This window comes from Streptomyces sp. NPDC001406 (assembly GCF_042895285.1).
In the GTDB taxonomy this organism is placed as follows: domain Bacteria; phylum Actinomycetota; class Actinomycetes; order Streptomycetales; family Streptomycetaceae; genus Streptomyces.
Map to the genome: position 1 here is coordinate 228,821 of NZ_JBIAWG010000009.1, position 24,780 is coordinate 253,600.

21 protein-coding genes and 1 pseudogene are annotated in these 24,780 nt (G+C 71.8%); 11 read left to right on the forward strand and 11 right to left on the reverse strand.

Features of this window, described 5'->3' with window-relative positions:
* Positions 1-231: 231 nt before the first annotated feature.
* From ACFY1J_RS23130 to ACFY1J_RS23145, 4 genes are read left to right on the forward strand one after another with little or no spacing between them, the layout of a single operon-like run.
* Positions 232-1,551: an ABC transporter substrate-binding protein gene (locus ACFY1J_RS23130; protein ID WP_390710639.1), complete on the forward strand. Its 1,320-nt coding sequence runs from the start codon at positions 232-234 to the stop codon at positions 1,549-1,551.
* Positions 1,548-2,474, forward strand: a complete 927-nt coding sequence (locus ACFY1J_RS23135; protein WP_390731791.1) for a carbohydrate ABC transporter permease — start codon at positions 1,548-1,550, stop codon at positions 2,472-2,474. Before ACFY1J_RS23130 ends, ACFY1J_RS23135 begins: the two co-directional genes overlap by 4 nt.
* On the forward strand, positions 2,471-3,376 hold the full coding sequence (locus tag ACFY1J_RS23140) for a carbohydrate ABC transporter permease (protein ID WP_390710637.1): 906 nt from the start codon (positions 2,471-2,473) through the stop codon (positions 3,374-3,376). Before ACFY1J_RS23135 ends, ACFY1J_RS23140 begins: the two co-directional genes overlap by 4 nt.
* Positions 3,373-4,404 (forward strand): LacI family DNA-binding transcriptional regulator, encoded by a 1,032-nt coding sequence (locus tag ACFY1J_RS23145; RefSeq protein ID WP_390710636.1) that lies wholly within the window; start codon positions 3,373-3,375, stop codon positions 4,402-4,404. Before ACFY1J_RS23140 ends, ACFY1J_RS23145 begins: the two co-directional genes overlap by 4 nt.
* An 18-nt stretch (positions 4,405-4,422) precedes the next feature.
* Here the strand turns inward: ACFY1J_RS23145 and ACFY1J_RS23150 are convergent.
* Positions 4,423-5,141: pseudogene (locus ACFY1J_RS23150) on the reverse strand (response regulator).
* A gap of 322 nt (positions 5,142-5,463) precedes the next feature.
* On the opposite strand from ACFY1J_RS23150, the gene ACFY1J_RS23155 reads away from it, so the two are divergent.
* Both ACFY1J_RS23155 and ACFY1J_RS23160 read left to right on the forward strand, forming a co-directional pair.
* On the forward strand, positions 5,464-5,814 hold the full coding sequence (locus tag ACFY1J_RS23155) for a VOC family protein (protein WP_316751470.1): 351 nt from the start codon (positions 5,464-5,466) through the stop codon (positions 5,812-5,814).
* A gap of 91 nt (positions 5,815-5,905) precedes the next feature.
* Positions 5,906-6,313 carry a MarR family winged helix-turn-helix transcriptional regulator gene (locus ACFY1J_RS23160; RefSeq protein ID WP_390710635.1) on the forward strand — a complete coding sequence of 136 codons (408 nt, stop codon included), beginning with the start codon at positions 5,906-5,908 and terminating at the stop codon, positions 6,311-6,313.
* Here ACFY1J_RS23160 and pqqB read toward each other — a convergent pair.
* Entirely contained in the window at positions 6,310-7,200 is an 891-nt protein-coding gene (pqqB, locus tag ACFY1J_RS23165) for a pyrroloquinoline quinone biosynthesis protein PqqB (RefSeq protein WP_390731792.1), read from the reverse strand. The genes ACFY1J_RS23160 and pqqB overlap by 4 nt on opposite strands.
* A gap of 64 nt (positions 7,201-7,264) precedes the next feature.
* The gene (locus ACFY1J_RS23170; protein WP_390710633.1) at positions 7,265-8,377 is read right to left on the reverse strand and encodes a hypothetical protein; all 1,113 of its coding nucleotides are present in this window, start codon (positions 8,375-8,377) and stop codon (positions 7,265-7,267) included.
* Between the two features lie 529 nt (positions 8,378-8,906).
* On the opposite strand from ACFY1J_RS23170, the gene ACFY1J_RS23175 reads away from it, so the two are divergent.
* The gene (locus tag ACFY1J_RS23175; protein ID WP_390710632.1) at positions 8,907-10,328 is read left to right on the forward strand and encodes a family 2B encapsulin nanocompartment shell protein; all 1,422 of its coding nucleotides are present in this window, start codon (positions 8,907-8,909) and stop codon (positions 10,326-10,328) included.
* Between the two features lie 60 nt (positions 10,329-10,388).
* On the opposite strand, the gene ACFY1J_RS23180 is transcribed toward ACFY1J_RS23175, so the two are convergent.
* Positions 10,389-11,024, reverse strand: a complete 636-nt coding sequence (locus tag ACFY1J_RS23180) for a MerR family transcriptional regulator (RefSeq protein ID WP_390710631.1) — start codon at positions 11,022-11,024, stop codon at positions 10,389-10,391.
* Positions 11,025-11,146: 122 nt separating this feature from the next.
* Between ACFY1J_RS23180 and ACFY1J_RS23185 the strand changes: the two genes are divergently transcribed.
* Positions 11,147-11,605 (forward strand): DUF3291 domain-containing protein, encoded by a 459-nt coding sequence (locus ACFY1J_RS23185; RefSeq protein WP_390710630.1) that lies wholly within the window; start codon positions 11,147-11,149, stop codon positions 11,603-11,605.
* A gap of 3 nt (positions 11,606-11,608) precedes the next feature.
* Here the strand turns inward: ACFY1J_RS23185 and ACFY1J_RS23190 are convergent, their stop codons facing one another.
* Positions 11,609-12,583, reverse strand: a complete 975-nt coding sequence (locus tag ACFY1J_RS23190) for a threo-3-hydroxy-L-aspartate ammonia-lyase (protein WP_390710629.1) — start codon at positions 12,581-12,583, stop codon at positions 11,609-11,611.
* Between the two features lie 118 nt (positions 12,584-12,701).
* On the opposite strand from ACFY1J_RS23190, the gene ACFY1J_RS23195 reads away from it, so the two are divergent.
* Positions 12,702-13,385, forward strand: a complete 684-nt coding sequence (locus ACFY1J_RS23195; RefSeq protein WP_390710628.1) for a transcriptional regulator — start codon at positions 12,702-12,704, stop codon at positions 13,383-13,385.
* 79 nt (positions 13,386-13,464) lie between these two features.
* On the opposite strand, the gene ACFY1J_RS23200 is transcribed toward ACFY1J_RS23195, so the two are convergent.
* On the reverse strand, positions 13,465-15,102 hold the full coding sequence (locus ACFY1J_RS23200) for a sigma-70 family RNA polymerase sigma factor (RefSeq protein ID WP_390731793.1): 1,638 nt from the start codon (positions 15,100-15,102) through the stop codon (positions 13,465-13,467).
* A gap of 236 nt (positions 15,103-15,338) precedes the next feature.
* Complete coding sequence (locus ACFY1J_RS23205; protein ID WP_390710626.1) at positions 15,339-16,019, reverse strand: hypothetical protein; 681 nt, start codon at positions 16,017-16,019, stop codon at positions 15,339-15,341.
* Positions 16,020-16,914: 895 nt separating this feature from the next.
* Here ACFY1J_RS23205 and ACFY1J_RS23210 point away from each other — a divergent pair.
* Entirely contained in the window at positions 16,915-18,324 is a 1,410-nt protein-coding gene (locus ACFY1J_RS23210) for an MFS transporter (RefSeq protein ID WP_390710625.1), read from the forward strand.
* A gap of 45 nt (positions 18,325-18,369) precedes the next feature.
* On the opposite strand, the gene ACFY1J_RS23215 is transcribed toward ACFY1J_RS23210, so the two are convergent.
* From ACFY1J_RS23215 to lnt, 4 genes are all read right to left on the reverse strand, one after another.
* Positions 18,370-20,337: a helix-turn-helix domain-containing protein gene (locus tag ACFY1J_RS23215; RefSeq protein WP_390731794.1), complete on the reverse strand. Its 1,968-nt coding sequence runs from the start codon at positions 20,335-20,337 to the stop codon at positions 18,370-18,372.
* Positions 20,338-20,413: 76 nt separating this feature from the next.
* Positions 20,414-21,214 (reverse strand): 3-hydroxybutyrate dehydrogenase, encoded by an 801-nt coding sequence (locus tag ACFY1J_RS23220; RefSeq protein ID WP_390710623.1) that lies wholly within the window; start codon positions 21,212-21,214, stop codon positions 20,414-20,416.
* A 54-nt stretch (positions 21,215-21,268) separates the two neighbouring features.
* The gene (locus ACFY1J_RS23225) at positions 21,269-21,748 is read right to left on the reverse strand and encodes an NUDIX domain-containing protein (RefSeq protein WP_390710622.1); all 480 of its coding nucleotides are present in this window, start codon (positions 21,746-21,748) and stop codon (positions 21,269-21,271) included.
* An 89-nt stretch (positions 21,749-21,837) separates the two neighbouring features.
* Positions 21,838-23,451 carry an apolipoprotein N-acyltransferase gene (gene lnt, locus ACFY1J_RS23230; protein ID WP_390731795.1) on the reverse strand — a complete coding sequence of 538 codons (1,614 nt, stop codon included), beginning with the start codon at positions 23,449-23,451 and terminating at the stop codon, positions 21,838-21,840.
* A gap of 231 nt (positions 23,452-23,682) precedes the next feature.
* Between lnt and ACFY1J_RS23235 the strand changes: the two genes are divergently transcribed.
* Positions 23,683-24,714, forward strand: a complete 1,032-nt coding sequence (locus ACFY1J_RS23235; RefSeq protein WP_390710821.1) for an O-antigen ligase family protein — start codon at positions 23,683-23,685, stop codon at positions 24,712-24,714.
* Positions 24,715-24,780: the final 66 nt, after the last annotated feature.

Below are 24,780 nucleotides of genomic sequence, written 5' to 3' on the forward strand. Positions count from 1 at the left end.
CTCCCGTTTAATCGATCATTTGGGAACGTGCACACACATCGATAGCGGCGCGAGCCCAACATAACCGCACAGCAACAACCATTGACAAGTGTCTGGGATGTTTCTCTACTGTGAACGCTCACAGAAGCAGGGCAGGGCCTCGCGGCAGGCGAGGACCCGTCTCATGTGAACGCTCACATCTGCATGGCAGGTCTCCGCAGCGGGCGGGGACCCAGGTCAGGGGAGAGATCCATGCCGCACACGAAGCGCCGTCGCCTCGTGACAACCGCCGTCGCCGTCTCGCTCGGCGCCACCGCCCTCGCCGCCTGCGGCTCGTCCGACAGCGACAGCAAGACCGAGTCCGGTCCGGTCTCGCTGACGTACTGGACCTGGACGCCCGGCATGGACAAGGTCGTGGACCTGTGGAACAAGGGGCCGGGCAAGAAGGACCGGATCACGGTCACCGTGAAGAAGCAGGCCTCCGGCGACTCGCTGGTCACCAAGATCCTCACGGCGCACAAGGCGAAGAAGGCGCCCGACCTGGTGCAGGCCGAGTACCAGGCGCTGCCGACCCTGGTGAGCAACGACGCGCTGGCGGACATCTCCAAGGACGTCGGCGACGCGAGGAGCAAGTTCGCCGACGGCGTCTGGCAGCAGACCACGCTGGGCACGGACGCCGTCTACGCGGTGCCGCAGGACATCGGCCCGATGATGTTCTACTACCGCGAGGACCTGTTCAAGAAGTACGGCCTCAAGGTCCCCACCACCTGGGAGCAGTTCGCCGAGACGGCCCGCGCGCTGAAGAAGAAGGCCCCGGACAAGGCGCTGACCACCTTCTCCGCCAACGACTCCGGACTCTTCGCGGGGCTCGCCCAGCAGGCCGGCGCCAAGTGGTGGACCACCTCCGGCGACAAGTGGAAGGTCGCCATCAACGACGCGGCCACCCAGAAGGTCGCCAAGTTCTGGGGCGGGCTGGTCAAGGACGGTGTCATCGACAACCAGCCGATGTACCAGCCGGCCTGGAACAAGGCGCTCAACACGGGCAAGGAGATCGCCTGGGTCAGCGCCGTGTGGGCACCGGGCACGCTCACCACGGCCGCGCCGGACACCAAGGGCAAGTGGGCCATGGCCCCGCTCCCCCAGTGGTCCGGGACCGAGAGCGTCACGGGCAGCTGGGGCGGCTCCTCCACCGCCGTGACCACCGACTCCGAGCACCGGGCCGCCGCCGCCAAGTTCGCCGCCTGGCTGAACACGGACGGCGAGGCGCTCAACGCCCTGGCCAAGGAGGGCGGCATCTACCCGGCCTCCACCTCCGCCCAGCTCAGCGGTGCGTTCTCCAGCCCGCCGGAGTTCTTCTCCAACCAGGCGGACTTCTACGCCAAGGCGGCCGACATCGCGAAGACCACCGCGCCGTCCGCATGGGGCCCGAACGTGAACGTCGCCTACGCGACCTTCAACGACGCGTTCGGCGTCGCCGCCAAGGACAAGTCGGACTTCGTGGCCGCCCTGGACAAGATGCAGGACGCCACGGTCGCCGACATGAAGAAGCAGGGCTTCGGGGTCTCTCAGTGACACGCGCCGCAAGCCGGAAGGCATACGGGGTCAAGGGGGCCCCGTATGCCTTCCTCCTCCCCGCAACGATCCTCTTCGCGCTGTTCTTCGCGCTGCCCATCGGGTACGCGCTCTGGCTCAGCTTCCGCAAGGTGCACGTCTCCGGCCTCGGCCTCGGGGCACATGCCCGAAGCGAGGTCTGGGCCGGCTTCGAGAACTACACCGGGGCGTTCCACGACAGCGAACTGCTGCACGGCGCACTGCGCGTGCTCGGCTACGGCTGCATCGTCGTCCCGGTGATGCTCGGCCTCGCGCTGCTGTTCGCGCTGATGCTGGACTCCGACAGAGTGCGACTCGCCCCGTTCACCCGGCTCGCGATCTTCCTGCCGTACGCCATCCCCGGCGTGGTGGCCGCGCTGATGTGGGGCTTCCTGTACCTGCCGGACGTCAGCCCGTTCTACTACGTGCTCGACAAGCTGAGCCTGCCGCAGCCCGACCTGCTCGACGGCGGTCCGCTCTATCTCGCCCTGTCGAACATCGCGGTCTGGGGCGGCACCGGCTTCAACATGATCGTCATCTACACCTCGCTGCAGGCGATCCCGGCCGAGGTGTACGAGGCGGCGAAGCTGGACGGCGCCACCCCGCTGCAGATCGCGCTGAAGATCAAGATCCCGATGGTGGCGCCCTCGCTGGTGCTGACCTTCTTCTTCTCGATCATCGCGACGCTCCAGGTGTTCAACGAGCCGACCACCCTCAAGCCGCTCACCAACTCCGTCAACACGAGCTGGAGTCCGCTGATGAAGGTGTACCAGGACGCCTTCCACCGCGGCGACATCTACTCCGCCGCGGCCGAGGCGACCCTGATCGCGCTGGCCACGCTGGTGCTGTCCTTCGGGTTCCTGCGGGCCGCGAACCGTCGCCACAAGCAGGAGGCAGCGCGATGAGCTCTCTTGCCGTCCGCAAGGCGGCCCCGGCCGCCGGCACCACCCCCGGCACCGCACAGGGCCCGCCGCTGCGCCGCCGGATCGCACTGGTGCCGACCGTCACCCTGCTGATCGGCGCCGTCTACACGCTGCTGCCGGTCGCCTGGGTGGTGATCGCGTCCACCAAGTCCGGGCGCGAGCTGTTCTCCACCTTCACCTTCCTGCCCGGCACCGGTTTCACCGACAACATCAAGGACCTCGACGCCTACCGCGACGGCATCTACTGGCAGTGGATGGGCAACTCCGCCCTGTACGCCGGGCTCGGCGCCCTGCTGTCCACCGCCGTGTCGGCGTTCAGCGGCTACGCGCTCGCGACCTACCGCTTCCGGGGTGGCGAGACGATGTTCAACGTCCTGCTCGCGGGCGTGCTGATGCCGCCGGTGATCCTCGCCGTTCCGCAGTACCTGCTGCTGGCCAAGGCCGGCCTCACGGACTCCTACCTGTCCGTACTGCTGCCGCAGATCCTCTCGCCGTACGGCGTCTACCTCTCGCGGATCTACACGGCCGCCGCGGTGCCCGCCGATGTGGTCGAGGCGGGGCGGATGGACGGAGCGAGCGAGTGGCGGATCTTCACCCGGGTCGCGCTGCCGATGATGATCCCCGGCATGGTCACGGTGTTCCTGTTCCAGTTCGTGGCCGTGTGGAACAACTTCCTGCTGCCGTACATCATGCTCAGCGACGACGAGCGGTTCCCGCTCACGCTCGGTCTGTACACGCTCCTGGAGCAGGGTTCCAACACCCCGGCCCTGTACACGCTGGTGATCACGGGCGCGTTCCTGGCGGTCCTCCCGCTGATCGCCCTCTTCCTGGTCATTCAGCGGTTCTGGAGTCTGGATCTGCTGTCCGGAGCCGTAAAGTCATGACCATGGGCAATCCGGGGGGCCGGCGGAAACCGCCGACGATCCACGACGTGGCGCGCGAGGCGGGCGTCTCGCGGGGCACCGTCTCGCGTGTGCTCAACGGTGGGCACTACGTCAGCCCCGCCGCGCAGGAGGCGGTGAACGCCGCCATCCGCAGGACGGGGTACGTCGTGAACCGGCACGCCCGCTCCCTGATCACCGGACGCTCGGACTCGGTCGGTTTCCTGCTGACCGAGCCGCAGGAGCGGTTCTTCGAGGACCCCAACTTCAATGTGCTGCTGAGCGGCTGCACCCAGGCGCTGGCCGCGCACGACATCCCGCTGCTGCTGATGCTGGCGGGCACGAAGGACGAACGGCGACGCATCACGCGGTACATCACGGCCGGGCATGTCGACGGTGTGCTGCTGGTCTCCAGCCACTCCGGCGACCCGGTCGCGGAGGAGCTGCGCGAGGCGGGGGTGCCGTTGGTCGCCTGCGGCAAGCCGATCGGGCTGGGCTCCAAGGTGAGTTATGTGGCCGCCGACGACCGGGACGGCGCCCGTGACATGGTGCGCCATCTGCTGTCCCTGGGCCGGCGCAGGATCGGCGTGGTCACCGGCCCGCTGGACACCCCGGGTGGTGTCGAGCGCCTGGCCGGGTACAAGGAGGTGCTCACCGAGGCGGGCATGGAGACCGACGAGCGGCTCATCGTCTCCGGGGACTACAGCCGGGCCAGCGGTGAGGCGGGCGCGGAGCGGCTGCTCGACCGGTCACCGGACATGGACGCCGTGTTCGTCGCGTCCGACCTGATGGCGCAGGGCGTGCTCAGCGTGCTGCAGCGGGCGGGCAGGCGGGTGCCGGACGACATCGCCGTCGGCGGTTTCGACGACTCCCCGGCGGCCACCGCGGTCAGCCCGGCCCTCACCACGATCCGCCAGCCGTGGGACCGGATCAGCAACGAGATGGTCCGGGTGCTGCTCGCCCAGATCGGGGGCGAGGACCCGGCGGCGGTGATCCTGCCGACGCAACTGGTGCGCCGCGAGTCGACCTGACGGCACGGGGCGGTCGGGTCACCGCTCCCCCGGCCTCACGAGCCCCGTCTCGTAGGCGAGGACGACGGCCTGGGCGCGGTCGCGGAGGGCCGGCTTGGCGAAGATCCGCGCCACATGGGACTTCACCGTGGCCTCGCTCAGGGTCAGCTCGCCGGTCGGCTCCGTGTTGGACAGTCCGCGGGGCCCACCAGGGTCAGCACCTCCAGTTCTCTCGGGGTGAGCGCGGCGAGGTCGGTGGGTACGGTGGGCCCGCGGTCGTCCTTCGCGGCACAGCGCTCGACGAGCCGCCGGGTGATCGACGGGGCCAGCAGGGCGTCGCCGGTCGCGACGAGCCGTACGGCCGCCGCCAGACGTTCCGGGGTGACGTCCTTCAGCGGGAAGCCGCTCGCCCCGAGCGACAGTGCCGTGCACACATAGCGGTCCGGGTCGAAGGTCGTGGGCATCAGCACCCGGCGGACCGGGTCCTGTTCGAGGATGCGCCGGGTCGCCTCCGGGCCGTCCATGGCCGGCAAGCGGATGTCCATCAGGACGACGTCCGGCCGCAGCTCGCGCGTCGCGGCCACCGCCTCCGCACCGTCGGCCGCCTCGCCCACCACGTCAATGACCCGGGCCGTCGGAATCAGCCGGAAACCGGTCCTGATCAGCGTCGGGTCGTCGACGATCAGCACACGCGGCACCCGCTCGGGCCCGGCCTCCGGCCGCCTGAGCGGGCCTTCCGTATACGTGGCGGCTGTCATGGGCGGTCCAGAAGTATGTGTGCCCGGACGCGGTGGCCGCCGTCGAGGCGTCGGCGGGCGTCCAGGTCGCCGCCGTACACCGCGCCCCACTCCGGTGGGCCCAACAGGCCGCGCCCCGCGCCCTCGTGGCGTCCGGCGCGGCCGCACGGCGGCGGAGCCGGTCAGCACGCTGGTGCCGGTGTTGAGGACCTCCACGTGCAGCCGGTCAGGGGCGAAGGCGGGAACCGGTCAGGATCGGAGAAGCGGCTCCGTGCTCCCCGGCTCTAGCGTGGGACCACCGACGGATCACGTCGGTCCCGCACCACGAAGGAGTGAGTTCACCATGACCGCCGGCCTCCAGACGATCATCTACCCCGTCAAGGACATCGCCCGGGCCAAGGCCCTGTTCAGCGCCCTTCTCGAAGTCGAGCCCTATGCGGACGAGCCGTACTACGTCGGCTTCAAGGATGCCGGGCAGGACGTCGGCCTCGACCCGAACGGGCACGCCAAGGGCATGACCGGGCCCGTGCCGTACTGGCACGTCTCCGACATCCGGGCGCGGCTCGCGAGCCTGCTGGAGGCGGGCGCCGAGCTGCTGCAGGACGTGCAGGACGTCGGTGGCGGCCGGCTGATCGCCTCGGTGAAGGACGCCGACGGCAACCTCGTGGGGCTCCTGCAGGACGCGGCCGCCTGAGTCCGGACGGCCGCTCGGGCGTCGGACGGCTGCTTGCACCCGCACTAGTTGCACACTCAACGATTGGCCGAATCGGTGTTACCGTGCGGGTATGGCAGTCACAACGGCCGAGTCCCGGCTCGAAGAGCGTTGGCGGGACATCCTGTCGGTGCACGCGCGCACGATGTGCGAGATCGACCGGGCCCTGCACCCGCACGGCCTGGGCGCGAGCGACTTCGAGGTGCTCGACATCCTGGCCTCCGAGGCGCCCCGCGAGGGCGACCAGTGCCGGGTGCAGAACCTCGTCGGACGGGTCCATCTCAGCCAGAGCGCGCTGTCCCGGCTGATAGCCCGCCTGGAGAAGGACGGTCTGGTGGAGCGTTCGGTCTGCGCCGAGGACCGGCGCGGGGTCTGGGTCACGCTCACCCACAAGGGCCGTGACCTGCACACCAAGGTGCTGCCACTGCAACGTGCCGCGCTGGCCCGCACTCTGGAGGGCGCCGAGGAGAGCACCGGCTAGACCACGAACTCGGCCCCGTCCGGCAGCACTTCGACGCCCTTTTCGGCCACCCGCGACCGGGCCCGTGAGGCCGGGTCGAGCAGCGGGTTCGTGTTGTTGAGGTGGGTGTAGATCCGGCGCGGGCGGGGATGGCGGGCCAGGGCGGCGAGGCTGCCGTGCGGACCCGTGACGGAAAGGTGCCCCATGGCCCCCTGCCCGGCACCGGACCGCACCGCCGCACCCATCTCGTCGGCGGCGAAGAACGTGCCGTCGAACAGCACACAGTCCGCCGACGCGCACAGCTCGTCCAGGACGGGCGACCAGGCGGCCACGCAGGGCGCGTAGACCAGGACTCCCCCGGTGGCCAGGTCCTCCACGCGGTACGCCGTCACCCAGCGGTCGTCCGGCTCCCGCACGGGGGCCGGTACATACTTCGGGATCTTGTCCCCCACCGGGTGGGCCGTGACGACCAGGCCGCCGGCCAGCACGAATCCGCCGTCGGCCAGGCTGTCGGCCCATTCCCAGGGGGCATAGCGGTCCAGTGCCGCGCGGGCCGGGGCGAGCACGGCACGCACCGGCGGGGCCGCGTACACCTTCAGGTCCACGGCGCCGCGCAGCACCGTCAGACCGGTGACGTGGTCGGCCTCCGCATCGGTCAGCAGCACGCCCCGCAGTGGGGTGTCGCGGGGGCCGAGGCCCGGCCACAGCGCCGGGGTGGCGGTGAGCTGGGTGCCGATGTCGGGCGAGGCGTTGAGCAGCCACCAGTCGCGCCCGTTGCCCGTGAGGGCCAGGCATTCCTGGGTGCGGGGAGGCAGTTTGCCGTCCCGGGCGGCCGTGCACAGCGCGCAGGCGCAGTTCCACTGCGGGAAGCCACCGCCCGCGGCCGTGCCCAGCAGGACGACCCTCACGACCATCCGCTCCTCTCGCTCTCCCGGTCCCTCCGCTGGGATCTTCCCTCCGGAGGCCGGTGGACTACCCCTCGGCGGGGGGCAGTTCCGGCCGACCTTCGCCAGGACGCCGGTCCACCGGACGCCGGGGCGGGATCGGACCACCGGAGAAGTCGCGCGGGCCGGTCCACAGGGCCGGGACCGCGTCGCAGCGGCGGCACAGCTCGTAGACGATCGCCTCGTAGTTGACCCGCCAGCCCCGGAAGTGCGGCCAGGCGTCCTTGGCCGGCCGCTCGGCCAGGAAACCGGCCGCCTCCACTCTCGCCACCGCCTCCTCGAACTCCCCGAACGTGAGCAGGATCGAGGCGTCCGGTGCCGGGTCGACGTCGAAGGGGATGCGCAGCGCGCGGGCGATGTCGCGCAGGGCCGTGAACCCGGCGCGCAGCACGAGCCGCGCCTCCCGCGGCGCGACTTGCGGGGCCAGGGAGAGCTGCATGGCCGCCGCGTCCATGACGGCGACGAGCCCGACCAGCGCGCTGCGGTGCGGGCGCGGAGAGCGGAAGGTCAGCAGGATCGGGTACGTGGAGTGGCTCTCCCCGATGTCCGAGGCCAGCCGCTCCCAGGCGCGGTACAGCCCGGGCAGCGCGCCCTCGGTGTCGACCAGCCACTGCCGGGCCAGCACCTCGGGGCCCCAGGCGGGCTCGCCGGCCCGGGACTGGAGCAGGGTGACCTCCAGTTCGCGCCGGTTGTAGGCGCTGTAGAGCGTCGGCAGGTAGGCGATCTGCAGGGCGATGACGACGGGTCCGGTGGCCGCGGCGACGAAGTCGAGCGCCGACAGCTTCAGCCGGGCGCCGCTGGCGAAGCCGAGGGTGAACAGGCTGCTGCCCGCCTCCCGGAAGGCCGAGGCCCAGGACAGCGGGGACAGCGCGTACAGCAGGAGCCCGAACGCGAGCAGGGCCCCGCCGAGCCAGGTGGTGAGCATCCCGATCAGCATCAGCGGGGCGAGCCAGGTCTGCGCGCGGTCGACGGCCTCGTATCCGCCCCCTCGCTGGGTGAGCCGCAGCAGTCTGCGCAGCACCCACCACAGGCGGAACACCAGCCCGGAGTACAGCCCGCGGGGCACCACCAGGGTGCGCAGGATGCTGCTGAGGACCAGTGCGAGCACCAGCGCCCCGGCCGCGCCGGAGATCCATGCCATGCGGTCATTCTGAACGGCCCCCGGCTCCGGGGACGCGGGGAGCACCGCAGACGGGTCATGGACGCCGTACGGAGTGCGGACAACGGCCACGCATTGCGGAGTGTCCCCGTCACGCCCGACGCCTACGGTGTGCTCGCGGTGAACGGAGATCGCCGCTGGGATGAGCAGGGTCGGCGCCGCTCATCCTCGTTGGGGTGGAGCGGGAGCGCGGGAGTGCGCGACGGCCGCCCGCACCCTCGGGCCCGGGTCACTCCCCCGTGAAAACGGCGGCCGGGCCCACCATGTGTCCCGTTCCCGGTCCGTGTCCCGTTCCCGGTCCGGCACGTGCCTGTGCCCCGCGGCCGTGGCGGATACCGCCAACCGGGTGCCCGCGGCGGAACCGGGGGTGGTGCGGGGGCAGTTCACGGCGGGCCGTGCCTCGCACGCCCTGCCGGGTCATCACTCGTCGTGGCCGGTACCGGGTAACTGTAGACACGGAGGGTGACGGTAGGCACATGACCGTCACCGGTGCTACATGAGAGAAGGAACCATGTCGGTCGAGACCGGTACGACACCCGCGGCGGGTGCCGAGGAGCGGGAGCGGCAGAGCCTCGGTACCGCCGCGGCACGGAATCTCACGACGACGACCAAGTCCGAGCCCCAGATGCAGGGGATCAGCTCACGGTGGCTGACGCGCATGCTGCCCTGGGTGGACGTGCCGGGCGGCACGTATCGCGTCAACCGGCGGCTGGCGTATGTGCTCGGCGACGGACGGGTGACGTTCGTCAAGACCGGCGCGCAGGTCAGGGTGGTCCCGGCGGAGCTGGGCGAACTGCCCCTGCTGCGCGGGTTCCCGGACGGTGCCGCGCTGCGGGCGCTGGCGGCACGGTTCGAGCAGCGGGAGTACGCGCCCGGCCAGGTGATCGCCACGGCGGGCCGGCCGGCCGACCATGTCTACCTGGTCGCGCACGGCAAGGTGGAGAAGATCGGCGCGGGCCCCTACGGCGACGAGACGGTGGTCGGCCTGCTCGCCGACGGGGACACCTTCGGCGGCCAGGTGCTCGCGAGCCTGGACGGCGCCTGGGAGTTCACCGCCCGCGCGGCGACCGCCACCACCGTGCTGGCGCTGCCGCACTCGGCGTACCAGGAGGTCGCGCAGCGGCACGGTGATCTGCGGGCGCACGTGGATCTGGCCCGGCCGGACGGTCACCGGCCGGTCAACGGCTCCGGAGAGGCCGAGATCGCGCTCAGTTCGGGGCACTCGGGCGAGCCCGACATCCCGGGGACGTTCGTGGACTACGAGGTGGAGCCGCGCGAGTATGGGCTGAGCGTCGCGCAGACCGTGCTGCGGGTGCACACCCGTGTCGCCGATCTCTACAACCAGCCGATGCACCAGACCCAGCAGCAACTCCGGCTGATCGTCGAGGCGTTGCGGGAGCGGCAGGAGCGCGAGCTGGTCAACAACCGGGACTTCGGGCTGCTGCACAACGCCGACTACGACCAGCGGATCTCCACCCGTTCCGGGCCGCCGACGCCAAACGACCTGGACGAACTGCTGAGCATGCGGCGCGAGACGAGTTTCCTGTTCGCGCATCCACGGGCGATCGCCGCCTTCGGCCGCGAGTGCAGCAAGCGGGGCCTGTACTTCGGCGGTGTCGAGGTGAACGGCCACAGACTGCCCGCCTGGCGCGGGGTTCCCCTGCTGCCGTGCGGCAAGATCCCGGTCACCGAGGCCCGTACGTCGTCGATCATCGCGATGCGCACCGGCGAGGACGACCAGGGTGTGATCGGCCTGCACCAGACGGGCCTGCCGGACGAGGTCGAACCGGGCCTGAACATCCGCTTCATGGGCATCAACGAGCAGGCGGTGACCTCCTATCTGGTGAGCACCTACTACGCGGCCGCGGTGCTCGTACCGGACGCGCTCGGCATCCTGGAGAACGTGGAGGTCTCCCGCCGCGACACCGACTGAGGACGCGGCCGGCCGTGCGTCGCGCCGCCGGACACCGGAGTTCCGCGACGGCTGAGCCGGCTAGGCGGGTGAGGGTCCGGGGCCGGCGTGGCGGTGGGCCGACTCGTTCTCCTGGGCCATGCGTCTGAGCGCCATCAGCGCGGGCTCCAGGAGGACGGTCAACAGCAGGGCGCGTTCGGCTGCCTCCAACGGGTCCTCGATTCCGTCGAGTTGGTCGAGGTCGAGGACCGCGGTCCGCTCCGCCAGCCGCGCGTACGGCAGCAACGTACGCCGGTCCAGGGGGACTCCGAGCGAGCGCAGTGAGGTGAGGGTCTCGGCGAGCGTGGCACGGGCGGGTGCCGACCGGTGCACGTCCCAGCCCAGCTCCTCGACCAGCTCGTCGACTTCGGTTGCGCCGGAGGCCTGCTCTCCTGGCTCCCCGGCCGGGCCGATCGAGCCCAGGGCGAGGCCGAGCGTGAGGTGGGTGTCGTCCGCGTTCCGGGACAGGGCGTCCAGCAGCTCCCGGGTGGTGCCCACGGACAGCCCGCGTACCCCGGTCAGCGCGCGGATCAGGCGGAGCCTGCGCAGATGGTGGTCGTCGTACTCGGCCTGGGTCGCCGCGGTCGTCCGGCCGGGCGGGAGCAGGCCCTCGCGGATGTAGTACTTGACGGTCGAGACGGAGACGCCGCCGCGGCGGCTCAGCTCGGACATGCGCATCGAAATCGGCCTCGCTCTGGAAACTGGATACCTCTACTATCTAATCTGGATAGCAGAGGTATCCAATAGGGGTTCCTCTCTCCCGTCCTGCTCCGACCCCTGAACCCGAGAAGGCGGCCGCCATGCCCACTCTGCGTTGGACCACCGTCGACAAGCCCGCACCGGACGCCGAGGCGTTCGTCATGGCGTCACGCCTGGAGGTTCGCAAGCTCTCCGACGTACCGCGCTTCTTCCTGCGCTCGCTCGCCACATGGAAACAGGTGACCGGCGCGCCCGGTGCGTACGGCGCCTCGCTGATAGCCCAGCCCCTCAAGCGCACGTTCTGGACCCTGTCGGCCTGGCAGGACAAGGACGCGCTGTACCGGTACGCGAAGACCGAACCGCATCGGTCGATCATGACCGGACTGCGCTCCTCGATGAAGGCGTCGGTCTTCACCTTCTGGCAGGTACCGGCGTCCGCCCTGCCCATCGACTGGACGGAGGCCCGCCGCCGACTGGCGGAACAGGAACAGGAACAGGAACAGGAGCGGGAGCGGGAGCGCGAGCGGGAACAACAGCAGCAGCGACCGGCCGGTTCGTGATCCTCAGCCGCCGAGGAGTTCCGCGAAGCGCTGGGCGCCGATGTTGCCGCCGGACAGGATGACCCCGATCCTGCGGGGAGCCGGGCCGAGGTCGGTGCGGTGGGCCAGCAGGGCGCCGAGCGCGCTTGCTCCGCTGGGTTCGACGACGATCTTCATGCGCTCGAAGGCGAAGCGCATGGCGTCCCGGATCCGGTCGTCGTCGACCAGGGCGATGCCGTCCAGCAGACGCCGGTTGATGGAGAAGGTGAGCTTTCCGGGGATGTCGGCGGCCTGACCGTCGGCGATGGTGCGCGGCACGGGAATGGAGACGCGGCGCCCGGCTTCGAGAGACCGCTTGGTGTCGTCCCCGGCCTCCGGCTCGACCCCGATGACACGGATGTCCGGAAGGAGCCCCTTGGCGGCGGTGGCGCTGCCGGCGATCAGCCCACCGCCCCCGACCGGCACGACCAGGGCGTCCAAGTCCCCTACTTCCTCGATGAGTTCGAGGGCGGCGGTGCCCTGCCCCGCGATGACGTGCGGATGCTCGTACGGCGGCACGAGCGCCAGGCCCCGCTCGGCCGCGAGGGCTCCCCCGATCGCCTCCCGGTCGCCGGTGTAACGGTCGTAGGTGACGATCTCCGCCCCGTAGCCCGCGGTCGCCTCCAGCTTCGAGCGGGGCGTGTCCTCGGGCATCACGATGACGGCGCGGGCGCCGAGTTCCCGGGCGGCCAGGGCGACGGCCTGCGCGTGGTTGCCGGAGGAGTAGGCGGCGACCCCCTTGGCCAGTTGCTCCGGGGACAGCCTGGACACGGCGTTGTACGCGCCGCGGAACTTGAAGGCGCCGACGCGCTGGAAGTTCTCGCACTTGACGAAGACCTGGGCTCCGACCAGTGCGTCCAGTGTGCGGGAGCGCAGTACGGGCGTGCGGTGGGCCACTCCCTTGATCTGCGCCGCGGCGTCCTGGACGTCCTGCAGCGTGACGGGCTGGGCGTCGGGCATGGTCGTGGTCCCTTCGACGGTCCGGAACATCGGCTCTGGAATTATTGTCCAACACCTATACTGCATGTCCAGACCCGCCACCGGGGCAGGGTGCGTGACGCAGCGCGAGGGGTGTGCCATGCCGGCCGACGAGCAGGACGCGATCATCGCCGCGCTGACTCCGGTGATCGACGGGATCGCCGCGAGCCTCGGATCCTTCTGCGAGGTGGTGATCCATGACTTCCGCCGGCCCGAACACTCCGTCGTCGCTCTCGCGGGATCGGTCACCGGGCGGGGCGTCGGCGGGTCGATGAGCGAGATCGGCATGCAGATCCTGGCCCGCGGTGACGAGGCGCGCGACGAGCTGAACTACATCACCCGCACGCAGGACGGGAAGTTGGTCAAGTCGTCCACCATGGTGCTGCGCGATTCGAGCGGTGCGGTGTTCGGCGCGCTGTGCATCAACCTCGACGTGACCGCCGTGAACCAGGTGCACACCCTGGTCGGCGAGATCGCCGGCGTCACCGCGCCCGCCACCACGCTCCCCACGACGACCTTCGGCGACGACATCGGCACGGTGCTGGACGCGATCGTCGACGCCCGCCAGCTGCGCCAGAACAAGCCGTGGCCGCAACTCGGCCGCGAGGAACGCGTGGAGCTGTTCCGCGACCTCGACCGGCGCGGTGTGTTCGCCGTACGGGGTGCGGTCCAGCAGGTGGCGACCCGGCTCGGCATCTCCCGCGCCTCCGCCTACACCTACCTGGCCGCGGCCCGGAGCACCGACGACGACGGCACTGCCGGCCGCCCGCCGTCGACCGGCTGACGGCAGTGCGCGCAGTCCGTCGGCACGATGTCCGGCAGGCCGAGCGCGGTGGCCAGGTGGTGCCCGGGTGCCGCTCGCCTCAGAGCTTGGCGCCGAAGTCCTGGGTCCACCACGGGCCGCCCGAACCCTTGTGGACGCCCACGCCGATCTCCTTGAACGAGCAGTTGAGGATGTTGGCGCGGTGGCCGGGGCTGTTCATCCACGAGTCCATCACCGACTCGGGGGTCTGCTGGCCCTGAGCGATGTTCTCCCCGTACGTGGACCAGCGGTAGCCCGCGGCGGTGATGCGCTGCCCGGGGTCGACGCCGTCCGGGTTGGTGTGGTCGAAGAAGTTGCGGGCGGCCATGTCGTCGGAGTGGGCCTGCGCGGCCTTCTCCAGTTGCGCGTTCTCCGTGAGGGGACCGCAGCCCGCGTTCGCCCGCTCCTTGTTCACCAGCGCGACCACCTGCGCAACCGTGCCCGTCGGGGCCGACTGGGTCTGCGGGGTACTGGCCGGAGTCGGAGTCGGCCGGGCGGACTGCCGGGTCGGCGGCACGCTCTTCTTGGCGGGCTTCGGGGTCTTGGAGGCGCTCGCCTTCTTCGATTTCGAGGCGGACGGCGACGGGGACGCGGAGGCCGACGGGGAGGTCTCGACGGCGCTCGGTGCCGAGAGGTCCGTCACGGGGGCATCGGCCGTCCGCGCGGTGGTCGAACCGTCGAAACCGGACCCGGAGTCCGTGCCGAAGTACCAGAGGCCGCCGCCCGCCACACAGGCCGCCACCACGGCACCGCCGACGGCCCGGCGCCGTACGCGCCGGCGTCGCCGGGCCTCGCCACGGGTGTTTGACCGGCCGCGCGTGGCACGGTGTCCGGCTCCCGTGCCCGCCGAGGCGTGACTTCCGGAGGCGCCGAGCAGGGATGCCGACCCGACCGGTGCCATGGAGTCGGAGGCGGAGAGCACCTTCTCCAGCAGCGCGGGCGCCGCCGCGACCAGCGCCAGACCGGCCAGCAGCCCCTCGGCCGGCATCAACCCGCTCCACAGACCGGAGCAGCGCGCGCAGCCACGGGCGTGCCGGGCTATTCGTTTGCGCCACAGCGCCGAGGGCCGGCCGTCCCAAGTGCCCAGCATGCCCCGCAGTTCCCCGCACGGCGGCTGCGCGTCGAGTGCCCGGACCACCACGCGGGCGGCCTCCAGTTGCGCCTTCATCCGTTGCACCCGGACCGCCGTGTGCTGCGGCGACAGCTCCAGGGCCGCGGCGACCTCGGTCCGGGTCAGTTCACCGGCGCACTCCAGCCACCACAGCGACAGCAGTCCCCGGTCGTCCGGCTCCAGCCAGCGTGACGCCCGGGCGGTCTCCTGGCGCTGGCCGGACAGTTGCAGCTGCACCATGGTCAGGTCGACGAAGTCGGCGCCCGGGTCGGCGAAGTCCTGGGCGTCCTCCACGGCTCCCGGTTCGACCTGCCGGTCCTGCCAGTGGGCCCGGACCTGATTCATCGCGATCGCCACGAGCCAGGAGCGGAAGCTCTCGGGGTCACGCAGTCCGCCCAGCCCGTCGAGAGCGCGGAGCATCGTCTCCTGCACCACGTCGTCGACGTCGACCGAGCCGTTCAGAGCCCGTCCCACGACGTTGTAGACCAGCGGGAGGTACGCATTGACCAGGGCGTCCTGAGCCTCGGGGTCGCCCCCTCGGGCAGCGGTCACCAGTGCCGCGGTCTCCACCGGGTTCTGTGTGCTCATCAAAAAACTTCCCTGTCCTCGACGCCGAACGATGCTGTCCGATGCATGGGAGATCGTTCGGTGAGCCTCGGATAACAGTTCTTCGGACACATATTCCACGAGAGGTTCACCGCGGGGGCACAGGGAGGAGAGAGGAGTGGAGGACGTCACATCACGGGAGGACGACGCGCGGGTCCTGGGGGAATTCCGCTCAGGGCTGCGGATGGAGCACCTGAACGCCTGGCGGCTGCGGCAATTCACCGCGGGCGGCATCCACAGCGCGGGACTTGACGCCGGTCGCGGCGGGCGTCCGCGACGGGGCGTCTTCTGCGCAGAGCGTCGGCTCGCCCGGCCGGTCGCGCTCGGTGATGCTCCGTCAAAGCGGCGCGCAGTGCCGCGGGAACGGAGGCGGCCAGGGCCGTGTGCAGGGCCTCACCGGCGAACAAGAACATCTCCCCCTCCGCCCGGAGCACATCGGCCCGCAACACCCGTTCCAGGCGACGGGCGACCTCGTGGCGGGGAAGGCCGCTGCTGCGCACCACCGCGTCGAAACCGAACCGCGGGCCGATGAGCGCGGCCTGTCGCAACAGATCGGCGACCGGTTGGCCCAGGCGCTGGACGAGGTCACGGGCCACCCGGGCCAGGCCGTCCGGCAGGCGGTTGGGGAGCGAGGCCCCGCGCACCACGGCGGCGAGCGCTTCGACAAGCAGCGCGGGACGCCCGGCCGTGAGGCGGAGAAGGTCCGGCGCGATGCCGGGAAGGGCGTGGCGGGCGGCCAGTTCCGCGACCGCATGGGCCGGCAGCGGACCCACTGCCAGGTGGTCCGCCTCCCGGATGACCGGGAGCAGGCCGTCGGGTGCGCCCTCCTCCCCCACGGCGACGACGAGCAGGAGCCGGTGGCCGGGGGCAGCGGCGTACAGCTGACGAAGTTCCGCCAAGGTGGCCCGGTCTGCGAGGTGCGCGCTCCTGCCCGGTGTGGGACGGCCCGGAAGCGACCGGCGCCGGTGCCTCCACCTGGGGACGGGCCGTGCCGCGGTACCGGGCCACGGCCCGGGCCGGCGCCGTGTTGCCGGGGAGGTGCGCGGGTTCCGCGCAGTGCACCTGGATCACCGCGGCGCCGTACTGCTCGGCGTGCCGGCCGAACTCCGCGAGCAGAGCAACGTGCTCAGGACGACCAAGACGAACCGGGTGTCACGGTGGGCCTGTGGGCGCCGGGAAACCGTAGCTACGTACGGGCCTTCGGAAGCACGAACCGCGCCTAGCGGCGGGCGCCGGCGGTCGGCCGCCACCGGCCTGCTGCGCGACTGCCCGGCGGCCCCGCCGGCCGACTATGCGCTTGCCCACGATCGCCAGCAGCGCCGGGAGCAGGGTGAGCGCGACGATCACGGGGTGTAGCCGCGGAGGCTCCGAGACCGGCCAGGACGAGGAGTGCGACCCAGGCCACGGCCACGCCGTACCGGTGCCGGAAGGCGAATCTGCCCACTCTGTAGAGAAAAGTAGCCACGCGGCTGTGCTCCGCTCGCAGTCGATGTGCTCCGGAAGGGGGAAATGCCCGCTGGTCAGGGCACTCGTCCAGTCTTGGCCCCCTGGGCACCCCGTCCTTCCGCACTCACGACGAGCTTTGGGCTCAGCCGTGGGAATGAGCTGCGTTCCACGTCATCCACCGGACCGACACGGTCCACGGCGCCACTGGTCAACGGGGCGCCTCCATGGTGGGAACCCGCACTCCCACGCCCAGAACTATGGTGTCCCACCACATACGCCTCTCACCTGCCCGTTCCTACGGTGTGGCGACACGCAAACGTCCCCGTCGAACGCCAGGAAGTGGTGCCGATGTCCTCCCCCGCGACCGCTCCACCAGCTCCGCCCAACCTCCCCCGCATCGTCGCCGCCAGCCTCATCGGCACCACCATCGAGTGGTACGACTTCTTCCTCTACGGCTCGGCCGCCGCTCTGGTGTTCAACAAGTTGTTCTTCCCGGGCTCGGAACCGCTCGTCGGCACGCTGCTGTCGTTTCTGACGTACGCCGTCGGATTCGCGGCGCGGCCGCTCGGCGCGCTGGTCTTCGGGCACTACGGCGACCGGCTGGGGCGCAAGAAGCTGCTGGTGCTGAGCCTGTTGCTGATGGGCGGCGCGACCTTCGCGATCGGGCTGCTGCCCACGCACGCCAGCGTTGGCGCCGCCGCCCCCGTCCTGCTCACCGCGCTGCGTCTCGTCCAGGGCTTCGCGCTCGGCGGTGAGTGGGGCGGGGCCGTGCTGCTGGTGTCCGAGCACGGGGACGCGCGGCGGCGCGGGTTCTGGGCCTCGTGGCCGCAGACCGGGGCCCCGGCGGGACAACTCCTCGCGACCGGTGTGCTGTCGCTGCTCACCGCCGTGCTGTCGGACGACGCCTTCGGCAGCTGGGGCTGGCGGATCCCGTTCCTGCTCTCCGGTGTGCTGGTCGTCGTCGGTTTGTGGATTCGGCTCTCTGTCGATGAATCGCCTGTGTTCCGTGAGGCGTTGGAGCGGGCCGAGGCCCGCAGGGCGGAGCGCGCGGAGGATGCCGAGAAGCTGCCGCTCGTCTCCGTCCTGCGGCACCACTGGCGTGATGTGCTCGTGGCGATGGGCGCTCGCATGGCGGAGAACATCAGCTACTACGTCATCACCGCGTTCATCCTCGTCTACGCCACCACGTCGGCCGGGGTCTCCAAGCAGACGGCGCTGAACGCCGTGCTCATCGGCTCGGCCGTGCACTTCGCGGTCATTCCGGCCTGGGGCGCGCTGTCCGACCGGGTCGGGCGCCGTCCCGTCTATCTGCTGGGCGCGGCCGGTGTGGGCCTGTGGATGTTCCCCTTCTTCTCCCTGGTCGACACGGCCACGTTCGGGAACCTCGTCCTCGCCGTGACCGTGGGGCTCGTGCTGCACGGCGCGATGTACGCGCCGCAGGCCGCCTTCTTCTCCGAGATGTTCGCGACCCGGATGCGCTACTCCGGCGCTTCCATCGGCGCCCAGTTCGCGTCCGTGGCGGCCGGTGCCCCCGCGCCGCTCATCGCCACCGCGCTGCTCGCCGACTACGGCAATTCGACCCCGATCGCCCTGTATGTGATCGCGGCGGCCGTGCTGACGCTGATCGCCGTGGGGGTGGCGCAGGAGACCCGGCACCGGGACCTCGCCGATGTCGGGGCCGGGCACGGAGCCGGGGCCGGGGCCTTGGGCGGTTCCGAGACCGCCGGAGCCTCGGCGTCGGGCGCGTCCACCGGGTGATCGGGTACGCCCGCACCGGCCCCCGTACGGTCGTCCGTACGGGGGTCAGTGCCGTGCCGGTGCCGCCAACCGGTGCAGGTGCAGGGCGAGTTGGATCTCCAGGGCGCGGGCGGGGCCCTGCCAGTCGTCGCCGAGGAGGCGGGAGACGCGCTCCAGCCGCTGGGCGACCGTGTTGACGTGGACGTGGAGTTCGTCCTTGGTGCGGGCCGGACTCATACCGCAGGCGAAGTAGGCGTCGAGGGTGCGCAGCAGGTCCGTACCGCGCCGTTCGTCGTAGGCCACCACCGGGCCGATGGTGCGGTCGACGAAACCGGTGACGTCCCGCTCGCCCGCGAGGAGCAGGCCGAGGAAGCCGAAGTCCTCGGCGGCGGCGCCGTCCCCACAGCGGCCCAGAAGACGCAGCGCGTCGAGGCAGCGGCGGCCCTCGGCGTAGGCGGTGGCCAGGGTGTCGGGGCGTGCGAGGAGGTCGGCGACGGGGGCGGAGGCGCCCGCGGTGACCGGTTCGTGGACGGCGGTGCCGAGGTGGCGCGCGGTGCGCCGGGCCACCTCGGTGGCGGTGTCACCGGGGCCGAGGGGCAGCAGCAGGACGGTGCCTCCGTCACGGGCCGCGGCCAGGCCGTGCCGGGTGGCGGCGAGATGGGAGGCCGCGGCCCACAGCCGGCGTCGGGCGGCGGCCTCCTGTTCGGCGTCGGCCGCCGGGCCGTCGAGGCGGGCGGCCAGGACGACATGGGTGGCGTCGAGGTCGGCGTGCAGCCGGGCCGCGCGGGCGCGCAGCAGACGCGGGTCGCGGTCGCGGGCGTCGAGCAGGTCGTCGAGGAGTTCGCCGCGGACGCGCTGCTCGGCCTCGGCAGCGGAGCGGCGGGCGAGCAGGAGCAGCGAGGTGACCATCGCGGCGCGCTCCAGGGTGAGCTGGTCGACGGGGTCGAGACCCGGGTGGCCGCGCAGCACGAGGGCGCCGAGGAGTTCACCGCCCGCGGCCACCGCGGCGATCCAGTCGCCCCCGTGCCGCACCGCGTGGCCCTCGGCCCGGGACTCCTCCAGCGCCTGCGGCGGTGTGGCGTCCGCCTCGGCGAACTCGACGGTTCCGGGGAGGACCTGGGACACCGCGGCGGCGACGTCGTGGACCCCTCCGCCGCGCAGCACGAGTTCGGCGAGCCGGTCGTGGACGTCCGAGGCGCGTTCGATGACCGCGCTGCGGTCCCGGATGATCTCGTTGGCGCGCTCCAGCCCGGCGAGCGCCGAGCGGGTCTCGGTGAGCAGGTTCGCGGTGTCGATGGCGGCCGCGGCGAGAGCGGCGAAGGAGCCGAGGAGCGCGATCTGCTCCCGCTCGAAGACCCGGGCGCGCCGGTCCGCGGCGAACAGCACGCCGATGACATGGGGCCCGAGCATCAGGGGCACGCCGAGAATGGCGACCAGGCCCTCGTCCCGCACGCCCGCGTCGATGGCGAGGGTGTGCTGGAAGCGGGCGTCCTTGAAGTAGTCGTCGGTGACGTAGGGCCGGGCCGTCTGGGCGACGAGTCCGCCGAGCCCCTCCCCCATGCCCAGGCGCAGCTGCTGGAAGCGGGCCGCGACCGAGCCCTCGGTCACCCGCATATAGGTGTCGCCCCGGTCGGGGTCGTTGAGGCTGAGGTAGGCGACGTCCGTGCCGAGCAGGGAGCGGGCGCGCTGCACGATCGCCTGCAGCACCGCGTCCAGGTCCCTGAGGCCCGCCAGGTCGTGCGCGGTTTCGAAGAGGGCGGACAGCTCCGCCTCGCGGCGGCGGCGACCCTCCAGGTCCGAGCGGACCCGCAGGGCCAGGAGCCTGGCCCGCTCCAGCGCGGCGATCCGGTCGGCCGGGCGGCCCTCGGCGCGGGCGAGCAGCACCGGCTGCTCGTACGCCTCCGCCGGCGCGCCGCGTGCGAGCAGTTCGAGAAACGGCGTCTCGGCGCCGGGGTCGGGTGTGACGGCGGCGCCGGCCGGCGCCCCGGCACCGGTGGCGGGGCGTCCGGCGGAGTGCAGGTGATCGCGGGACATGCTCACAGGATTCCGCATCGTCCGTCGGTCCGTCGGGGCCTGTGGAAAACCTCCGGCCGCGTGGGCGGCGGGCGGCTCAGTGCGCCGTCCAGCCGCCGTCGAGGACCAGCGAGGTGCCGGTGACGAAGGACGCCCGAGGACTGCACAGGTATGCCACGGCCTCGGCAACCTCCTCGGGTTCGATGAGCCGCTTGACGGCGCTGTCCTGCAGGAGCACCTCGGTCAGCACGCGCTCCTCGGGGATGCCGTGCGCCCGTGCCTGGTCCGTGAGCTGCTTCTCGACCAGTGGGGTGCGCACATAGGCGGGGTTCACACAGTTCGAGGTGACTCCATGGGGCGCGCCTTCGAGGGCGGCCGTCTTGGACAGGCCCTCAAGACCGTGTTTGGCGGCCACATAGGCGGACTTGAAGGCCGAGGCGCGTAGACCATGGACGGAGGACACATTGACGATGCGGCCCCAGCCCTGTCCGTACATGTGCGGCAGGGCACCGCGGACGAGCCGGAACGGCGCCTCCAGCATCACGGTCAGCACGGTGTGGAAGACGTCGGGCGGGAACTCCTCGATGGGGCGCACCAGTTGCAGTCCGGCGTTGTTGACCAGGACGTCGGTGCCGGCGGCGGCGAGTTCGGCGGCGTCCAGGTCGGTGAGGTCCAGGACGTGCGGTTCGATGCCGCCCGCGAGGCCGCGGGCCGCCTCGGCCAGCTCTTCCAGGCCCGCTGCGTCCCGGTCGACGGCTCTCACCTTGGCCCCGGCGGCCGCGAGACGCAGCGCGCAGGCGCGGCCGATGCCGCCGGCGGCGCCGGTGACGAGGGCCGTACGGCCACCGAGGTCGAGCGTGGAGGCGTAGGGGCCGGGCAGGGCGCTGGGCGAGGTCATGTGCCGACCCTAGGCAGCCCTCCCACCCGGCCACATATGGTCAGGCCCCATACTTCACTCGAAGCTCATAGGCTCGAACCACGTGGGTTCATCGGACATGGCCTGCTTGATCCGAATGAGGTGGCGTTCGTCCATCTCCGGCAGCGCGTCCACCTCGAACCAGCCGACCTGCAGGGACTCGTCGTCGTTGACCCGCGCCTCGCCGCCGACGGCCCGGCAGCGGAAGGTGATGTCCATGAACTGGCAGATGTCGCCGTTGCCGAAGGTGACCGGCTCTGCCGACTTCACCATCACGATCCGTTCGGCCACGCACCGCACGGCGGTCTCCTCGTACACCTCGCGCACGGCGCAGGCGGCGGGCTGCTCTCCGGGATCCGGGATGCCGGAGAGCACCGCCCACTTGTGGTTGTCCGCACGCTGCCCCAGCAGGACTCTGCCCTGGTCGTCGAAGACCACGGCGCTGACTCCGGGGAGCCACAGCAGCTGGTGTCCGGCGGAGGCGCGGAGCGTACGGATGAAGTCAGGAGTAGCCATGGAACCGACCCTAACCGGCCGGTTCCCTTCCTTCAGTGCGACGCCGCGTCCTTCAGTGCGACGCCGCGGGCGCACGGTGGGGCGTGCGGCTACGCCTCGTCGGCGCGCCGGCCGCGCACACCGGCGCCGATCGCCCAGCCGAGCCCGCCCGCGGCGATCAGCAGCAGGGCGATCTCGGGCAGGATGCCCAGCTCGGTGGCGGGCGTCTTCGAGGAGCGCAGCGGCACCTTCTGGACCAGGTAGTCGGGCACGAACATGCCGGTCTTCTTGGTGATCGTCCCGTCCGGCATGATGACGGCGCTGACACCGCTGGTCACCGGCACGGTCACGGTACGGCTGTGCTCGACGGCACGGACGCGGGACATGGCGAGCTGCTGGTAGGTCATCTCGCTGCGGTCGAAGGTCGCGTTGTTGCTCGGCACGGAGATCAGCTGAGCGCCGTCGGTGACCTCGGACCGCACGGCCCAGTCGAAGGCGGCCTCGTAGCAGGTGACCAGGCCGACCTTGGTGCCGTCGAAGTCGAACACACCCGGCTTCGTGCCCCGGCTGAAGTCCTGGCGGACCATGCTGGTCCAGTTCTTGTTGATCGCCCCGACCAGCGAGCGCAGCGGAAGGTACTCGCCGAACGGCTGGATCTGCCGCTTGTCGTAGGTCTGTGTGGGCCCCTTGACCGGGTCCCACAGGATCTGCTCGTTGAGCAGCTTCCCGTCCTTCTCGACGACACCGCCCACCGAGATGGGCGCGCCGACGGCCTCGGCCGCGTCGTCGAGGATCTGGGCCGCGTCGGCGTTGGTGAAGGGGTCGATGTCCGAGGAGTTCTCCGGCCACAGGACGAAGTCGGGCTTGGCGACCTTGCCCGCCTTGATGTCCGCGGCGAGCTTGCGGGTCTCACGCGCGTGGTAGTCGAGCACCGCGCGTCGCTGGGCGCTGAACTCCAGACCGGCGCGCGGCACATTGCCCTGGATGACCGCGACGGTCGCGGTGCCGTTCTCCGCCTTGTCGCTGACCAGCCCCCGGGCGGCCACCGCTCCCACCACCGGGACGGCCACGCTCAGCAGGGCCGTGGCCGCGGCCGCCTTGCGCAGGGTCCGGGTGCGGCGCCCCTCGACGACCAGCCGCCCGGCCTCGTACAGACCGAAGCCGCACAGGACGACCGCGAAGCCGAGCACCGGCGTCCCGCCCACCGCGGCGAGCGGCAGGAAGACGCCGTCCGCCTGACCGAACGCGATCTTGCCCCAGGGGAAGCCGCGGAAGGGCACGCGCGCGCGTAGCGCCTCGCCCGCGATCCATACGGCCGCCGCCCACAGCGGCCAGGCGGGCAGCTTGGACACCGCGGCGACGCCCACGCCGACGAGGGCGACGAAGACCGCCTCGATGGCCACCAGCGCCAGCCACGGCCCGGGGCCGACCTCCACACCCGTCCACACCAGCAGCGGCAGCAGGAAGCCGAGGCCGAAGAGGTAGCCGAGGCCGAGGGCCGCCTTCCAGCCGCGGCCGCGCAGCACCCACGCGAAGCCGGCGAAGGCCGGCACGGCGAGCCACCACAGGGTGCGTGGCGGGAAGCTGACGTACAGGAGCACGCCGCAGAGCGCGGCGGCTGCGGCCGGGGCCAGACGCCGGAGCAGCCGGAGGCCGCGCGCGGTGCGCGCGGGCTGCGGCTGGAGCTGGTCCGACTGGTCCACGGAGGTTGCGGTGACGGTCACTCGGGGAGTGTACGGCGGGTGACCTTGCTGCGGACAGGACGGTCCGGATGGCGGGGAGCACGGCGGCCGCCGTCGGGGAGCCACATCCTTCCTGCGTAACTCGTCCACAAAACGGTGATCAGCCGTTACGGTGTGCCGGAGCCTGTGTCGTGCGGTCGTCCCGGTCGCGCGGACGGGTCGGCCACACGTCGGGGGACGGGTACGAGGGGCGACTGGGTGGGTTCCACGGGGATGGCGTCCGCGGCGGGGGCGGACGCGGAGAGCGACAGACGAAACGTTTCTGACGCCACGGGTGTCGTGGTGCTCGGGGCCTGCGCCGCGTGGGCGCTGATCACCGCGGCGGCGCACGGCGGCCGGCCCGAGGGCGTCCTGCTCGCGGTGCTGGCCGTGGCCGCCGGCTATGCCTCGGGCCGGATCTCCGGAGCCCTGCTGCCGGTCGCCGCGCCCTGCGCCGGGGCGCTGGCCGGGCTCGGGCTGGCGGTCGCCATGCCCCACCTCGCCCCCGGCCCCCAGTTCACCACCCCGCTCGGGCCCACCGGCGCCACGGCGGCGCTGCTGACCCTGGCCACCGGAGCCGCCTGCTGTGCCGCGTGGGCCACGCCCGTGCCGGCCCTGCGGCTCGCCCTGCACCTACTGGCCCTCGGGATCACGCTGACCGCGGCCGCCCTGGGCTCGGCCGTCGGATGTGCCCTGGCCGCCGGCGTCCTGCTGTGCTCGCTCGCCGCGGGCCGGATGAGCCGGCGCGGCCCGGGCCTCGTGGGCCTGGCCCTGGGGGCGGCCCTGGCGGCCGGAGTGACCTGGGCACTGGCCGAGCGCACCCTGCCGGAGGGGCTCACCGCCACCCTGGAGGGCCGGCTCACCCAGCACCGCGTGGGGCTGTGGCAGGACGCGCTGCGGCTGGCCCGCCAGAACGCCGCCCTGGGCATCGGCCCCGGCCGCTTCGGCGAACTGAGCACCACCGCACATCAGGCGCTGCTGCCCGACGGCAAGCCGCACTCCGCGCCGCTGCAACAGGCGGCCGAACAGGGGCTCGTCGGTGTGCTGCTGCTGGCGGCGGCGTTCTGCTGGGTGCTGTACGCCCTGTGGCGCAGTCCCCGCAGCACGCCGGTCGCGCTCAGCGCGGGCGCCGCGCTCACGGCCCTGGCCGCGATCGCCGCGGTCGGCAACGCACTGAGTTTCACCACGGTGTCGGTGGGCGCGGGACTGCTGGCCGGCCTGGCCACGGCCCGGCCGCTCGTCGCGCACGAACCCACGCAACAGTGACTCGGGCCGGCGGGCCGGCCGCGCGGGCGGCACCGAGGGGTACCGATGTGACCCCGCACAGCTTCC